This window comes from Vreelandella sp. H-I2 (genome assembly GCF_052959335.1).
Genome location: NZ_JBRAMC010000004.1, coordinates 203,436 through 218,427 on the forward strand (window position 1 = coordinate 203,436; position 14,992 = coordinate 218,427).

Genomic DNA, 14,992 nt, shown 5'->3' on the forward strand with positions numbered 1-14,992 from the left:
GCTTATACCTTCAGTTGCGCGTCGGGATCGCGAATCATGGTTTTCCAGACATCTTTCACCCGGCAGTCTTCGCACATTTCCAAACGAATCATCGCTTCACCGGCAAAATAGGGATGGTTGGCCAACTTCTGTTTAATCGTCGCTACCGTACTGACGGTGGCAAACGGCTTACCGCAGTTGATGCACTCAAAAGCCGCTTCTTCGTGACAGATATGCCGCGTTTCGCGAGCACTTGATGCCAGGAAACCGGGCATCAAGGTAATCGCATTTTCCGGGCAGGCCTGCTCACACAAACCGCATTGCACGCAGTCCGCTTCGAGGAAGCTAAGTGCTGGCGTTTTACCGCCTGACTTTAGTGCAGGCGTCGGGCAGTTACTGACACAGGCGTGACACAGCGTACAGGCGTCGCTATCGACCTGAATGGCGCCGTAAGCAGCGCCTAACGGCATAGCCACTCGCTCACCACTGGGGCTACCCAACTCGGCCAATCGCGCCAGCACACGGTTAAAGCGCGCGCGCTTTTCAGGTTCGGGCAGGTTGAGCGGCGCTTCCGTCAAAGGCGTGAGTGTCGGCAATGCGTCGCGAGCCTCTGCATCGGCTACCTCTATCAGCGTTACACGAGCACGGTCATGACCCAGTGCACCCAACAAGGCATGCGCCTGGGCGACTTGATCGGTTAAAAAAGTGCTTAAGCGGGCGGGTATATTGGGGTGTAACTGGATGCGTACTTCAGCAGCACCAGCGGCCAGAGCGGTTAGCCACTGATCATGCCCCGCCGCTCCCAGTTCTTCTAAAGGGGCATCAATGACGTGGCCTGCGGGCATAACGCCTAAAGCACGTTCGGCGTCTTGGGAGTCATGGGTAATAAAACGCAGCACAGGCGCTTGGCCACCGGCTTCGCGATACGCGCCTAGCCAAGCGGAAAGCGTATCCTGCTGCCGGCGTGTTTCGGGCAAGCGAAATTCAATCGCACCCGTGGGGCAAGCGCTGGTACAGCTCCCTACGCCTTGGCAGAGGAAGGGATCGATCTCAATACGGGATTCAATCCGGCCCTGGATACAGGAGATGGCATCCGCTGGGCAAACATCCAAACAGCGAGTACAACCTACATTTCCGCTGCTGGAGTGGGCACATAAGTCGCTATTGACTTGAAAATAGCGCGGCTTGTCGAATTCGCCCATCAATTCGGCAAATTGTTCTAGCGCATTGCTTCTTGCTTCCGCCTGCTGCCAGTCAACTACCACGTAGCCGGGAGGCGGCAATTCAACCGGCAAGCAAGGAATGTCGTTTAAATCGAGAATCAGATCAAACGTTTCGCGCCCAATCAAGGCACGGCCGAGATTAAGCGGCTCATCGCTATTCAGCGTCGCGTTAAACGCGCCCAGGTGGCCATTAATGTGTAGTTTTTCTGATTGGGCACGGGTCAGCGCCTGGGTAGTGAGGATCTCGGTGGCAGCGAGCAAGTCGCTATCATTCACCTCGTCGTCAACAACTGCGGCGTTGGGCGCAGTAAAAATTAACGTCAACGAAGCTAACCCGCGTCCTTGCAGGGCACGTGCCGCTTGTCGAGTATCGCGCTCACTGCCTAACAGCAGGGCATGACCTTGACTGTGGTAGGTCACATTGGCTGGCGTTAAGTTAGCGGGCCACGAGATACGTCGACGTACCGTTTCCCGAGCCTCGGCATTGCGCTGGTCGTCTACCGACGCCAGTTGGATTCGTTGGTTCATGCATTCTCACGGTCAGTGAATAATTCTTATTATAATTTTGAGTTATATTATTTAACTATTATGGCATAACAATGCGTTGACGCTAAGTTCAGCCTATGGCGAAATGCGATATTTGCCAACCTAATTACTCTTAACGCCACCAACGCTTTTAGCCCGAAACAACTATAAGAAACTGATTATTATGTATTAAATAACAATCTCATGTTTTCTTCTGGGTATCAGAAAGATAATCAGACTGGTCGTCTACTGAGGTATTTTTTACGACGTTGGCACTGTTAGCGCGCAACGTTGATGGTTCATCCTCTAATTCACCCGACTGTCCCTTTGTTTGCTCGCTAGCGACTACGTCTTTCTGGGTCTCGGGTTGGGTATCCTCTACTTGCTTATCGACCGTTTCTTCAACTTTATGAGTCCAGCGACGCAGTTTACTGGCAAGCTCCGATGCCATGGGCTTAAGCAGTTTATTATAATCGGCGTCGTAGTCGTCCAAGCCGTCGCGCACATTGTAATTACCAGTGGCCCACAGGCGTTTCAATGCTTGCCGACGCAAAGGGCCGCTGACGCCCGGCACCATGTACGCGCTGAAGTCGCTGCCCGCTTCCAGCGTCTCGGGGTCTGGCAATGTGTGGTCGAGGCTACCGGGCTCAATTTCTCGCCCTGGTGTTGGTGAAAGTGGCTCCTCTGCCTTGTAAGTCTGCTCGCCCTCACTGTAAATCGCAGCATTGGGTTCAGTGGACGTTTCATCAACTGGCTCTGAGACAGTTGAAGTGGCTGGAGAGGCGTCCTCTTCTTTTTGAGCATTACGCTTCAGTCGCGACCAGCGCTCTAGGCGGCTCATTAAGGCTGCTCCTTGGTGGGCGCGTCTTTGGCGCGCCCAGCCCCTTTGCGTTTCTTCTTGCGCATTTCCATCGGTGCCTCCCCATGACGTGCCAGGTAGCTCTCAAGCCAGACCTGAATGGCCATTGGCATGGCGGCTTCCAGCACTTGTTGCTCGCCATCCAGCCAGCCAGCCGCGACGTCCTGACTGGCGGTAATCGCATCCGGCTTTGGTGTTTGCCCGGTAAAGCCCGCCCGAACGAATAACCGCGGCGTAGTAGACGTTAGATTGAAACGGTAGGCAGCACGCTCGGTCATTGAAAGCTGAAGATTAAGCACATCAGCCCCATGGTCGCCAAGCGCAAGCTCAGCAATGCGCCACTGCGTCAGCGTAAAACGCTTCACCTGCTTGGGCTCAGCCACCAAAGTGATACTGATAGGGCGTAGGTTATCGCTCATATTTTTAAAAACCCTGAACCGTGCATGGATGCATGTGAAAAAATAGCACTTAGAGAAAACAGTACTTAGAAAAAACAGTACTTAAAAGGATAGCGCTTGAATGGGTAGACAAGTAAGCATTCCCGGCGCCATCATCGTCAACTCCGACTTTTTTACTCAGGTATTTTCACTCAGATACAATAGTCAGAGTCAGTGTAAGAGACAGATGCTTTCATTTTAGCAGCGAGGATTGCGGATGCCCGCCCTTCAGTTAAGCCGAGCCCGCTTACCGGCCACTACCGAGATCAGCATCGTTGATGAATATGGCGATGCGCGCCAGCAGGCGATTGCCGCTGAGCGGGCGTTGACGGTTTACCTCAACAAGCGTGAAATCGTCACTTTAATGACGCTGGGTGATGACCCCGAAGCATTGGTAGTGGGTTATCTACGCAATCAGGGGCTACTCCGTGCTGCCGAGGATTTAGCCGCCGTGCAGGTTGACTGGGAGGTAGAAGCCGCGGTCGTGATTACACGCCACTTACCCGAAGATCTAGAAGCACGGTTAAGCACTCGTACAGTTACCACCGGCTGTGGTCAGGGCACCGTATTTGGCAAGCTATTGGATCAAACCGCCCTCACGGCGCTCCCCGATACGCAACTGACACAGTCTACTCTCTATCAACTGCTGCAAAACCTTAATGCCTATAATGAGACCTACCGTAGCGCGGGTGCCGTTCACGGCTGCGCGCTTTGCCGCCAAACCGACGTGCTCGACTTTGTCGAGGATGTCGGCCGGCACAACGCGGTGGATACCCTGGCAGGGCGCCAATGGTTGCAACAAGCCGACAGTGCCGATGCGGATATTTTCTACACCACCGGACGGCTGACGTCAGAGATGGTGCTAAAAGTGGCACAAATGGGCATTAGCGTGCTGGTCTCGCGCTCAGGTGTTACCCAAAAAGGCGTCGAACTGGCTGAACGCTTCGGCGTCATGTTGATTGCCCGCGCTAAAGGCCGCCATTTCCAGGCTATTAATACCCAAAATCGCTTGACACTGGATGCGATACCTAATCGACCATCTCAGGCTCGTTCATCTAAAGAGGCAAGCGCATGATACCCACTCACGAACTCACCGGCATGATTCTGGCGGGCGGCGAAGGACGCAGAATGGGTGGCCGTGATAAAGGACTTGAGCCCTTTGCAGGCTTGCCATTAGTCGGTCATGTGGTTAAACGTCTTGAGGGCCAAGTGGCCGAGCTGCTGATTAACGCCAACCGCAATGCCGACGCTTATCGCTTCTTTGCCGACCGTGTGATTGAGGATGTAGAAGGCGGGTTTAAAGGCCCTCTCATGGGAATCTATAGCGGCCTGCGCGCGGCAAAAACGCCCTGGTTGCTGGTCGCTCCCTGCGACTCCCCCGCCCTGCCTGATGATTTAGTCGCGCGCATGGTGGAAGGCATTGGTGATCAGGACATCGCCGTCGCCTTTGATGGTGATCGCTTGCACCCTGTCGTTGCACTAATGCGCACTTCGCTGGCCGATGATTTGGCCGCAACGCTCGCCGCAGGCGAGCGCAAGATTGACCGCTGGTATGCTCGCCATGCGTGGTGCAAGGTCGATATGTCGGACTGTCCCGATGCGTTTGCCAACCTAAATACCGAGGAAGAGAAGCTACGCCTGGAAGCGACGCTGCTGAAACATTCAGTAAAGGAGACCAGATGACGCTCTCTTGCTTTGACCTTGGCGAGAAAATGCTTAGCGTTGACGAAGCGCGCCAGGCGCTCGCCACCTTGATTGAGCAGCCGCTGGGCAGCGAACAGATCCCGCTGGCGCAGGCTCACGGCCGCCGCTTGACCACCGCCATTCAGGCCCCCATTAACGTGCCGCAAAATACCAACGCGGCCATGGATGGCGTAGCACTAGCCTTGCCCAGACAAGGTATTGGAGCCAAGCAAACCCATTGGCCGCTGGCCGGTGAGGTGTTGGCCGGGCAGTATCGCAGCGAATTGGTACCTGCCGGTCACTGCGTGCGCATCACCACCGGCGCCCCATTGCCGCCGGGCACCGATACAGTGGTGATGAGTGAACAGCTGCGCGAACCCTCAGATGAGAAGCCTGCGCATGTGATCATCGAGTCGCCAGAACTCCTCAAACACGGCCAACATGTCCGCCAGGCCGGTGAAGATATCGCTATTGGCGAGACGGCTCTGCATGAGGGGGCACGGCTTGATGCGGCGTCTCTGGGGCTTTTAGCCTCCTTGGGTTATGCCGAAGTGACCGTTTGCCGTCGCCCCAAAGTAGCGATATTCTCCACCGGCAACGAAGTCACTGCCCCTGGCGAGCCGCTACCCAAAGCAGGCATTTATGACACTAATCGCTTTACGCTAATGGGCCTGCTGACCGAACAGGGTGCCGAGGTGATTGATCTGGGCATTCTGCAAGACGACCTAGACGCGACTAAAACAGCGCTGCAACAGGCCGCCGAACAGAGCGATTTGGTCATCACCAGCGGCGGTGTATCGGTAGGGCAGGCCGACTTTACGCGCACCGCTCTGGAACAACTGGGCCGTTTGGCTTTTTGGCGCGTAGCGCTGCGCCCAGGGCGCCCCATGGCCTGCGGCTGGCTGGGCGAATCACGCACCCCTTTTGTCGGCTTACCCGGCAACCCGGTAGCGGTCATGGTAACCTTCCTACAGTTTGTGACGCCGCTGCTGGATCGACTCCATGGGCAGCCCATGTCGCCGCCCCGACGCCTCCATGCGATTGCCGATCACCTGTTAAAAAGCCGCTTAAAGCGTACTGACTTTATTCGCGGCATTTACCATACTGATAACAATGGGCAGCTACATGTGCGCAGTACCGGCGCTCAAGGTTCAGGTATTTTAACCTCGATGGTGGCTGCTAACTGTTTGATTGAGCTTGCCGATGACCAAGACGGCGCACAACCAGGCGAGGTAGTCAGCATACAACCACTAACGGGATGGCTATGACCGAGCAACGACTGACTCAACAGGCTATTCAACCACGTTCTGGCCAGGCAAACGCTTCCCAGCAACTGATTGACGACTTTGGCCGACGCATTAACTATGTGCGAATCTCGGTAACGGATCGTTGCGATTTCCGCTGCGTTTACTGTATGAGCGAGGAGATGACCTTCCTGCCCCGCGAACAGGTCCTGACGCTAGAAGAACTGGCCATGGTCGCCCGCGCCTTTACCGAACTCGGCGTGGAAAAAATTCGTCTCACTGGCGGCGAACCGCTGGTGCGCCGTGATATCACTCAGTTGGTCGATGAAATCGGCTCGATGCCGGGCCTTAACGACTTCACCATGACCACCAATGGCGCCAGCCTGCGCAAACACGCCAAGCAGCTTTACGCGGGAGGTTTACGTCGGCTGAATATTAGCCTGGATTCGCTGGATGCGCAGCGCTTCAAACAGCTCACCCGCACCGGTGATTTAGCCAAAGTGATCGACGGCATTCATGCCGCTCAGGAAGCAGGCTTTAAGCGCATCAAGCTCAACGCTGTGATCTTAAAAGGCCGTAACGATGACGAAGTCATCGACCTAGTTACTTTTGCCCGCCGGGAAGGGCTCGATATTAGCTTTATCGAAGAGATGCCGCTGGGCGATGTTTCCGACCATTCGCGGGCAGAAACCTTCTATTCCAGCGACGACGTCCAGGCGCTGATTGAATCACGCTACCCGCTGATCCCTACGACTGAAACCACACCTGGGCCCTCGCGCTACTACAAAATGGCGGATAGCGACAGCCGCGTCGGTTTTATCTCCCCCCATAGCCATAACTTTTGTGACACCTGCAACCGGGTGCGCGTGACCGTAGAAGGCCGCTTGCTGCTGTGTTTAGGCAACGAGCACTCGGTGGATCTTCGTGCCGTGCTGCGCCGTCACCCCGGCGATATGCAGGTACTTAAAGAGGCGATTATCAATGCCCTGCCGCTGAAGCCTGAGCGTCACCACTTCACCACTGATGGTGATGTGCAAGTAGTACGCTTTATGAATATGACAGGGGGCTAGGCCTTGGCAGGGTTAGCGAAATTAAAGACACCGGTGCATATCATTACCGGTTTTTTAGGCAGCGGAAAAACCACGCTTATCCACAGCCTGATTGAGCAGAAGCCTGTGGGTGAAAAGTGGGCTATTCTGGTCAACGAATTTGGCCAAATCGGCATCGATCAAGCCATGTTCGACGCTCGCGATGACATCGTTATCAAAGGGCTACCAGGCGGTTGCTTGTGCTGTCAGCTCGCCTTTGTGCTGCAGGCAGCGCTGGTTAATTTATTGGCACGTAGCAAACCCGATCGAGTGATTATCGAGCCATCCGGCCTCGGCCACCCGGCAGGGCTGCTGGACTTGCTCCGTGGTGAAGCCTTTCATGAGGTAGTCGACGTGCACGACATTATTGCCACTCTCGACCCCCGCCGATTAGAGGATACCCGAGCACGACAGCACGAAACTTTTCGCGATCAGCTCGATATGGCCGATGCCGTGGCGCTCACCATGCTCGACCAGAGCACAGCCGAGCAACTCAACGCCGCTCACGACTTTGTGGCGAAGCGCTGGCCGCCGCGCAAATGGGTACATGAAGCCCAGCAAGGGGAGCTGCCGATAGCGCTACTGACCCAAAGCGGCAGTGCCAAAGCCAGCAATAAAGACATGCCTACCAGTCATCAGCAGTTGGCGGCAACAAACAGCCTGGAAGGGACATTCTTTGATTTTCCGCCCCCGCCCGGTAAGCCTCAGTGTGAAACCGGCACGGCGCTAGGATATACCAGTACAGGTTTACGCTGGCACCCAAGCGAGCGTTTTGAGCTGGATCGGCTAGCCGCCTGCTTAGGGGAACTACCGCGGGAAGCGCGTATTAAAGGGGTATTCCATACCGATAACGGCTGGAAACGCCTCAACCGTGCTGAGGGCACGCTCAGCGTTGAAAGCAGTGCTTGGCGGCAAGACTCCCGGTTGGAGGTCATTCTCCCCGATACGCTGGCACACCATAATGTTGATATCGAAGCCCGCCTGCTCTCGTTGGCGATGCTTTAAAATGAATGGCTTGTTGGTTCGACATAAAGGGTTTAATGCGACATTAGTTTTTCAATCGCTTCAACCGTCACCGGGCGTCCAAAGAGATAGCCTTGATAAGCATGGCAGCCATGGGACAATAGCCACGCCTGCTGCGCTTCGGTTTCTACGCCTTCAGCGATAACCTCTAAGTTAAGGCTCTTCGCCAAGGCAATTGTACTCTCAACGATCGCTGCGTTCGCTTGGCTTTCAAGCACCTGATGAACAAACGATTGATCGATTTTTAGTTGATCCAGTGGTAATTGGGCCAAATAGGCTAGCGACGAATAACCCGTACCAAAATCGTCCAAAGCGAAGCGCACGCCTTGCGCTTTAAGGGCGAGCATTTTTTCCCGAGCCTCATCGCGAGCTTCCACAAACAGTGATTCAGTCACTTCCAGCTTTAAACGGCAAAGTGGTGCCTGAGTACGCGCAAATACCCTTTCTACACGGGACAGAAAATCCTCATCACGGAACTGTAGCGGGCTGATATTAACCGATATTGTCAGTTCTCGGAGCAATGGGTTCTGCGCCCAACGTGCCAATTGACAGCAGGCGCTTTCCAATACCCATTCACCTACATCGTTAATCAGCTCCATGCTTTCCAGCAGCGGAATAAACTCACCCGGGGACACCATGCCGCGCTCGGGGTGCTGCCAGCGCAGCAGCGCTTCCACGCCTGTGATAGTGCCGAGGTGATCCACTTGGGGTTGGTAATAGAGTATCCACTGCCGGTTTTCTTGCGCTTGACGTAGGTCCGCCTCTAATTTCACATGGGCCAACAGCGCTGCCTGCATTGAAGGATCGAAAAAGCATACGCCGTGGCGGCCGTTACTCTTAGCCTGAAAGAGCGCCATGTCCACTTGCTGTAGATAGTCGTCTACGCTGTGTTCATTGCTGACCATGATGGTAACGCCAATACTGCCCGATACGATGACACTTTCCTCGGCAAGCACGATGGGCGTGTTAAGAGTCGCCAATAATTTATAGGCAATACGCTCGACAAGCTGAATGGTTTGCGCATGGCTGCTGTCAACACCCTCAATTAACACTGCAAACTCATCGCTCCCCAGCCGCGCTAAGGTATCAGTATCGCGCAACATTTGGCTCAAGCGCCGAGCCACACTCTGCAATAGCTGGTCACCCGCGTAGTGCCCCAGGGTGTCATTGATTTGCTTAAAGTTATCGATATCGACAAAGAGCAATGCGCCGCACCGCTGATGGCGATGTAGCTCTTTAATAGCAGCACCCATGCGGTCCATAAACAGGCGCCGATTGGCGAGCCCGGTCAATGGGTCATAAAATGCCAGTTGGTGTATCTCTTGCTCAGCGGCTTTGCGCTCGCTGATATCACTCATGGTGGCCACGTAGTGGGTCAGCACATTCGAGAGACTATATACTGCGCTGACCGTTAGCCATTCAGGAAAAAGTTCGCCGTTCTTACGTTGGTTCCAAATCTCGCCTTCCCAATTGCCTGTTTTAGCAAGTCGTTTCCATAAACGGCGATAAAACAATGCGTTGTGATGATCAGAGCTAAATTTTCGTGGATTTTTACCGATCACATCAGCGTCGTCATAACCGGTAATGCGCTTAAAAGTGTCATTTACTTTAAGAATAAAACCTTCAGCATCGGTAATAAGTATCCCTAAATGCGTCTGGAAGGCAGCGGCGGATATTTGCGCTTCAGCTCGCGCTTGCTCACGCTCTAGGATTCGCTGCTGCAGTTGATGAGCTAACGCCAATCGATTGAGATAGTGTCGCACGCCCCAGGCCCCAAGCAGTGCAAGAGCGCACATTACCAGTGTTAGTACCAAAGCGCGCTGCCGCCACCCAGCCAGCAGTTGGCGAAGGTCAACACCCACTATGGCCAGCATTGGATAATCACCTACTCTTTGCATACGAAATAGACGCTCACGACCATCAATGGGTGAGACCGCTCTTAACGACCAAGCGGTCTCCCCGCTTTCCAGCTTTCTTGCCTCGTCCTGAGAGGGTTGCGTACTCGCAATGTTCAAGCCGATAGGAAATTGCTCCCCTGGGGAGGGGTGTCTAGCAATTAACTTCGAATCAGAATCGATCAATGCAATGCTCTCGCCCTCATACACGTGCATCTGATGAAGTGCATCGGCAAAGACGCGCGGAACAATGCGAGCAATCACAACGCCTGCAAAATCGCCGTTTGGGCCATCTAAGCCTCGGCCATGGTACAAATAGAACTGCTGTTCACTTTCAGACCAGTAAAGCGGCGTTACTAGCTCCCGCTGCCCGCCTTGCTTAAACGCATTAAAAAACTGCGTTTCGCTGATATCAACATTGGTATTGGCATCGTCGCTGCCACTCGCCAGCATTCGCCCTTCAGACCCCAAGACGGCGATCTCATCGACCATAGGTATATACAAGGTAAGATTTTCTAAGGTCCGATGCAGCGCCTGGACATTGCCAGCTTCAGGCATTCCTTGCAGCGCCAGTAACTCCGCGAGTCCGAATAGCGCTTGACCACTTTGCGCAAAAACACCTTTTGCCCATTCATTGACGACATTAGAACGCGCAGTAATCCGTGACTCGGCGGCCGTCATTTCTTGTTTATATTGCTCGCTCATTAACCAACCGAAAAGCACCACTATGATGAAAAGCGCAAGCAGATACAGCGCCACCACATAGCGGCGCTGTTGGCGGTATTTGTGCTTAGCCTTCAAAACATCATCATTGACATCAATGGAAGTGACAGACATTGCGCAGAGGCCTTATCCAGGTCTCCCCATGAGGGCACCTGTTACAGTGTAAAAATAACTAAAATGATATACCACACGTGCTAACCCGTGGTTCTACACGCTGGTGGTAGACGGTGGTTGTATTCGGGTTGTATTCGATAGTGCCGCGGTGCTTTTATGATGTATACCAGTTTTATCGCAGTTAGTTTGCTAACAAGCGCGGCGTTATACATAAATAACCTAACTCCCAAGGAATTGTGATGGCATCGCTGGGCCAAATGGGCGACTACGAAATACGCCTAATCCGCATTTTTAAGACGGTGGTTGAGTGTGGCGGCTTTACAGCAGCTGAAACGACACTCGGTATTAGTCGCTCGGCGATTAGTCAGCACATGAATGATTTAGAGGGGCGGCTAGGCTTTTCGCTCTGCCAGCGTGGGCGTGGTGGGTTTAGTTTAACCGAAGAGGGAAAAGATATTTATCAGGCGGGGCTTACGCTACTCACCGCACTTGAAACCTTTAAAAGCGACGTTAACGCCCTGCATCAAACCGTTAAAGGTGAACTGAATATCGGCATTACCGATAACTTAGTCACGCTACCGGCCATGCACGTTACCAATGCTTTGGCAGAGCTTAGCGCACCGAAACATGAAGTAACGTTACATATTTATATGGAGCCTTCTGATGCCATCATTCGGGGCGTTATGGATGGTCACTTACATGTCGGCGTGGTGCCCGCAGTGAACCTGCCCACCAGTTTAGAAACCCGACACCTCTATGATGAGCCTTCGTACCTTTACTGTGCAGCAGGCCATCCACTGTTTACCGAGCACGATAACAGGCTCGGCTTTGCGGATATCGCCCAATATGCCGCTATTTCGCCCCGTTATCCGCTACCCGCTGAGGCACGACAGGTACATGATGCGCTCACGTTGCGTGCATCAGCATCCGACCGTGAAGGCGCCGCCTTTTTGATACTTACCGGGCGCTTTATTGGCTTTTTGCCTGAACACATGGCTGCCCAGTGGGTAGCCGCGGGTAAAATGCGGGCACTGCAAGCAGGGACACAACATTATCGCATCCCGTTTGTGCTTATCACCCGTCATGACCGTCGCCCTAACCGAGTCGTCGACGCGTTTTTAAGTTTCGTAAGAAGCGCAGAGTAAAAAAGAGCGGAGACACTCTCCGCAACATGATGTTCCTTCATCAAGTAACGACAAAACACCTCTTTCTTGAGAATATGAGAAACTATTGCATATAAAACTTTTTCTCATAAAAGGAAGCACAATGAAGTTACCGACAATCACCACCGCTGCCGTTACCTTGCTGTGTTCAGCCGTCAGCGCTAACGCCGACCAGCGTATCGCCACTTTTGATTTAGGCAGTTTGGATACCCTTGATGCCCTCGGGTTAAGCGAGCAGGTGGTAGGTGTACCAAAAGCCAGCTTGCCTAACTACCTGGAGCAGTACGCCGAAGAGACCTACACCGATATCGGCGGCTTACGTTCGCCGGATATGGACGCCATCAGTGAAAGCGAACCTAGCCTGATTCTCTACACCGGCCGCCAGGGCGATTGGGAAACCGAACTTGGCGAAATCGCCCCCCTGCTTAATACTAGCCTGCAGGGTGACGATTATTTAGCCGCTTTTGATGCCAATGTACGCGAGCTGGCCAGCCGCTTAGGCGCGGATAGCGACGCGGAAGAGGCGCTTGAAATCCTGCACGCTGAGATTGAGTCCCGGCGCGATGCGCTGAGTAACGCCCCTCGCACGCTGGTCGTGACTCATAACGGCGGTAACCTGATGCTCAATCAGCACCCTGTGGTGCACGAAGTGCTGGAGGTAGACGCCCTTGAGATGCCCGACAGCGTCACGTCGGAAAAGCGTGGCGAACGTACGTTTACACCGCTTTCTGATGATGCCATTTCCGAAATTAATCCAGACATTGTATTAGTGGTTGACCGCAGCGCAGCGATTGGTGATGAGCCCGCCGACGCGGATGCGTTAACCCAAGCACTGTCAGACGCTGGTGCCGAAAAAGCGCAGGTGGTGATGCTGACCCCGGCGCTCTGGTATCTATCCGGCGGCGGTCTGCAGAGTTTGCGCTTACAGATTGAAGAAGTCTCTTCCGCACTAAACTCGACAGCTAACTAAGCGCTCACAAAAAAATACCCCCTTTTTACGAGGGGGTATTGCAGCCTAGGTAGCGAGAAACCTACGTAGCGAGCAATCTCAATGGCGAGAAACCTAGCTTAGAAAGCTTCCCAATCATCTTCAGCGCTACTCTTCGCTGGGCTGCTTGCTTGAGTACGCGACGCCGGACGCAAAAGCGCGGGCTGTTGAGATGAATGCTGTAGCGGATTTTTAGACGAGGTTAGTGGGGCCTGTTGAGTACGGCTCTCCCCTTCCGCTAAACGGAAGGCTGCAACCACACTTTCAAGCCTTGCCGCCTGGTCTTCCAGCGAGCTTGCGGCTGAAGAGGCTTCCTGTACCAGCGCTGCATTCTGCTGGGTCACCTCATCCATCTGGGCAACCGCCTGGTTGACCTGCTCAATGCCCGAACTCTGCTCCTGAGAAGCAGCCGATATTTCGTCCATAATGTCGGTCACTCGGCGCACCGAAGAGACCACTTCGCGCATCGTTACACCGGCGCTCTCAACTAGTATTGATCCCTCTTTTACCTGGTTTGACGATGCATCAATCAGTGCTTTTATCTCTTTGGCCGCATCGGCGCTGCGGCTCGCCAGGTTGCGTACTTCACTGGCCACGACCGCAAAGCCACGGCCTTGCTCGCCCGCCCGTGCTGCTTCCACCGAGGCATTAAGTGCCAGAATATTGGTTTGAAACGCGATAGAGTCGATGACGCTGATAATATCGGTGACTTTTTGTGAGCTATCGGAAATACCATGCATCGTGGTAATAACTTGTTCGACGACTTCGCCACCTTGAACGGCCGTGCTGGAAGCATCGTTGGCCAGTTGGCTCGCCTGGCGGGCATTATCAGCATTCTGTTTTACCGTGGCGGTTAACTGCTCCATGCTAGCGGCGGTTTCCTCCAACGATGCTGCCTGCTGCTCGGTGCGTGACGATAGATCTGCATTACCACTGGCAATTTCTCGCGCTCCGATATGAATCGAACCACTGCTATCACGCACTTCCGACACCGTTCTGGCCAGACCACTCTGCATATGTTGCATGGCACTAAACAGCTTACCTATCTCGTTACGCCCGCGGTCACTCACTTTACCCGACAAGTCGTTCTGGGCAATACGCTCAAAGTGAGTAACCGCCTCATTCAACGGTTTTACAATCGACCCCACCATGGCGATACGAACAAACAGAACCATTAACGCTGCAATTAACAACACCGCTAAATCAATATAGTCAATCAGTTGCATATCGTTTTCATAGTCGGCAACCATTAGGCCGTTTTGTTCAGCCATATGATCATTGTAAGCAACACTTGCCGCTATAAGCTGCTGGTTTAAATCACTGGCCATCTCTCTTGCACTACGAAACTCAGCGTCATTACCCCCTACCAATGAGGCTTCTAGCGGTATTAATCCTTGCTGTATCAAGCTGTGAAAAGCAGTACTCAACGTTTCAACAAGCGCCGACTGAGAAGCAATTGCCTCAAACTCTGAAAAGTAACCTTGGGCATTCTGCTGCAACGTTTGCGCTTGATCCAAGTAGCCACGAGCTGAGTTAGCATCTCCTTCATTGGCCGCAACAAAGCTATAAATGTAAGAAAGCTGCGCGTTAGCAACAGCTAACTGGCTCTGATTCACTGACCGCATTTGATCTGCTGCCAAGTCTACCTCTTTGAGGGAGGAGTTGCCCTCTTCGCCTGCCCGATGGCCGAGAAATGCAATTATTAAGATTAACACTGAAAAAATAGCAAGAATAAGAGTCAAACTCATTTTCACTGAGACATTGCTAAGTAGTCGATTCATAGATAAGTAGCCTCGATCCGATAGCATGTTCGCTTCGGCTCTGCTTTAAGTTAATAAAGAAACTGACCTTGCCCCATTTAATTAGGAAAGGTCAGTTATCTTTGGGGTTAACTGATATTACAACCCTCACTCAACCTAAAACATCGAGTTCATATTTGTTAACAATTGGTCTCTAGCGCGACACGCTCTTCAATACTGCATCCGATATAAAACATGAGGCGGCACTTGAGTTTATTTTTCAGGTATTGCAATCGAGTTCTGCGGTAA

12 protein-coding genes are annotated in these 14,992 nt (G+C 53.3%); 7 read left to right on the forward strand and 5 right to left on the reverse strand.

Annotated elements, in window-relative coordinates; genetic code table 11:
- Positions 1–2: 2 nt before the first annotated feature.
- The 3 genes from ACUVOF_RS11725 to ACUVOF_RS11735 form a co-directional block, all read right to left on the reverse strand.
- Positions 3–1,730: a 4Fe-4S dicluster domain-containing protein gene (locus ACUVOF_RS11725; protein ID WP_447044523.1), complete on the reverse strand. Its 1,728-nt coding sequence runs from the start codon at positions 1,728–1,730 to the stop codon at positions 3–5.
- Positions 1,731–1,929: 199 nt separating this feature from the next.
- Positions 1,930–2,568, reverse strand: a complete 639-nt coding sequence (locus ACUVOF_RS11730) for a DUF3306 domain-containing protein (protein ID WP_447044524.1) — start codon at positions 2,566–2,568, stop codon at positions 1,930–1,932.
- Positions 2,568–3,005, reverse strand: coding sequence for a DUF3305 domain-containing protein (locus tag ACUVOF_RS11735; protein WP_447044525.1), 438 nt, complete (start codon positions 3,003–3,005; stop codon positions 2,568–2,570). Before ACUVOF_RS11735 ends, ACUVOF_RS11730 begins: the two co-directional genes overlap by 1 nt.
- Before the next feature lie 235 nt (positions 3,006–3,240).
- Between ACUVOF_RS11735 and ACUVOF_RS11740 the strand changes: the two genes are divergently transcribed.
- The 5 genes from ACUVOF_RS11740 to ACUVOF_RS11760 are packed head-to-tail and all read left to right on the forward strand — an operon-like array spanning position 3,241 to position 8,043.
- The gene (locus tag ACUVOF_RS11740) at positions 3,241–4,098 is read left to right on the forward strand and encodes a formate dehydrogenase accessory sulfurtransferase FdhD (RefSeq protein ID WP_447044526.1); all 858 of its coding nucleotides are present in this window, start codon (positions 3,241–3,243) and stop codon (positions 4,096–4,098) included.
- On the forward strand, positions 4,095–4,706 hold the full coding sequence (gene mobA / locus ACUVOF_RS11745) for a molybdenum cofactor guanylyltransferase MobA (protein ID WP_447044527.1): 612 nt from the start codon (positions 4,095–4,097) through the stop codon (positions 4,704–4,706). The genes ACUVOF_RS11740 and mobA overlap by 4 nt, the downstream gene beginning before the upstream one ends.
- Positions 4,703–5,974: a molybdopterin molybdotransferase MoeA gene (gene moeA, locus ACUVOF_RS11750; protein WP_447044528.1), complete on the forward strand. Its 1,272-nt coding sequence runs from the start codon at positions 4,703–4,705 to the stop codon at positions 5,972–5,974. The genes mobA and moeA overlap by 4 nt, the downstream gene beginning before the upstream one ends.
- A complete protein-coding gene (gene moaA, locus ACUVOF_RS11755) occupies positions 5,971–7,020 on the forward strand; it encodes a GTP 3',8-cyclase MoaA (protein ID WP_447044529.1) in 1,050 nt (349 codons plus the stop codon). Before moeA ends, moaA begins: the two co-directional genes overlap by 4 nt.
- A gap of 3 nt (positions 7,021–7,023) precedes the next feature.
- Positions 7,024–8,043 (forward strand): CobW family GTP-binding protein, encoded by a 1,020-nt coding sequence (locus tag ACUVOF_RS11760; RefSeq protein ID WP_447044530.1) that lies wholly within the window; start codon positions 7,024–7,026, stop codon positions 8,041–8,043.
- A gap of 32 nt (positions 8,044–8,075) precedes the next feature.
- Here the strand turns inward: ACUVOF_RS11760 and ACUVOF_RS11765 are convergent, their stop codons facing one another.
- Positions 8,076–10,793 (reverse strand): bifunctional diguanylate cyclase/phosphodiesterase, encoded by a 2,718-nt coding sequence (locus tag ACUVOF_RS11765; protein ID WP_447044531.1) that lies wholly within the window; start codon positions 10,791–10,793, stop codon positions 8,076–8,078.
- A gap of 239 nt (positions 10,794–11,032) precedes the next feature.
- Here ACUVOF_RS11765 and ACUVOF_RS11770 point away from each other — a divergent pair, with 239 nt between their 5' ends.
- Positions 11,033–11,938 (forward strand): LysR family transcriptional regulator, encoded by a 906-nt coding sequence (locus tag ACUVOF_RS11770; protein ID WP_447044532.1) that lies wholly within the window; start codon positions 11,033–11,035, stop codon positions 11,936–11,938.
- A 121-nt stretch (positions 11,939–12,059) separates the two neighbouring features.
- A complete protein-coding gene (locus ACUVOF_RS11775) occupies positions 12,060–12,926 on the forward strand; it encodes an ABC transporter substrate-binding protein (protein ID WP_447044533.1) in 867 nt (288 codons plus the stop codon).
- A 98-nt stretch (positions 12,927–13,024) separates the two neighbouring features.
- Here ACUVOF_RS11775 and ACUVOF_RS11780 read toward each other — a convergent pair whose 3' ends face one another.
- Positions 13,025–14,725 (reverse strand): methyl-accepting chemotaxis protein, encoded by a 1,701-nt coding sequence (locus ACUVOF_RS11780; RefSeq protein ID WP_447044534.1) that lies wholly within the window; start codon positions 14,723–14,725, stop codon positions 13,025–13,027.
- Between the last annotated feature and the right edge of the window lie 267 nt (positions 14,726–14,992).

Bases quoted from the DNA above. Each gene is read 5' to 3' on its own strand.
- ACUVOF_RS11740 (WP_447044526.1), top strand. From the start codon at position 3,241: ATGCCCGCCCTTCAGTTAAGCCGAGCCCGCTTACCGGCCACTACCGAG.
- ACUVOF_RS11765 (WP_447044531.1), bottom strand. From the start codon at position 10,793: ATGTCTGTCACTTCCATTGATGTCAATGATGATGTTTTGAAGGCTAAG.
- mobA (WP_447044527.1), top strand. From the start codon at position 4,095: ATGATACCCACTCACGAACTCACCGGCATGATTCTGGCGGGCGGCGAA.
- ACUVOF_RS11725 (WP_447044523.1), bottom strand. From the start codon at position 1,730: ATGAACCAACGAATCCAACTGGCGTCGGTAGACGACCAGCGCAATGCC.
- ACUVOF_RS11780 (WP_447044534.1), bottom strand. From the start codon at position 14,725: ATGAATCGACTACTTAGCAATGTCTCAGTGAAAATGAGTTTGACTCTT.
- ACUVOF_RS11735 (WP_447044525.1), bottom strand. From the start codon at position 3,005: ATGAGCGATAACCTACGCCCTATCAGTATCACTTTGGTGGCTGAGCCC.
- ACUVOF_RS11730 (WP_447044524.1), bottom strand. From the start codon at position 2,568: ATGAGCCGCCTAGAGCGCTGGTCGCGACTGAAGCGTAATGCTCAAAAA.
- moeA (WP_447044528.1), top strand. From the start codon at position 4,703: ATGACGCTCTCTTGCTTTGACCTTGGCGAGAAAATGCTTAGCGTTGAC.
- moaA (WP_447044529.1), top strand. From the start codon at position 5,971: ATGACCGAGCAACGACTGACTCAACAGGCTATTCAACCACGTTCTGGC.
- ACUVOF_RS11770 (WP_447044532.1), top strand. From the start codon at position 11,033: ATGGCATCGCTGGGCCAAATGGGCGACTACGAAATACGCCTAATCCGC.
- ACUVOF_RS11775 (WP_447044533.1), top strand. From the start codon at position 12,060: ATGAAGTTACCGACAATCACCACCGCTGCCGTTACCTTGCTGTGTTCA.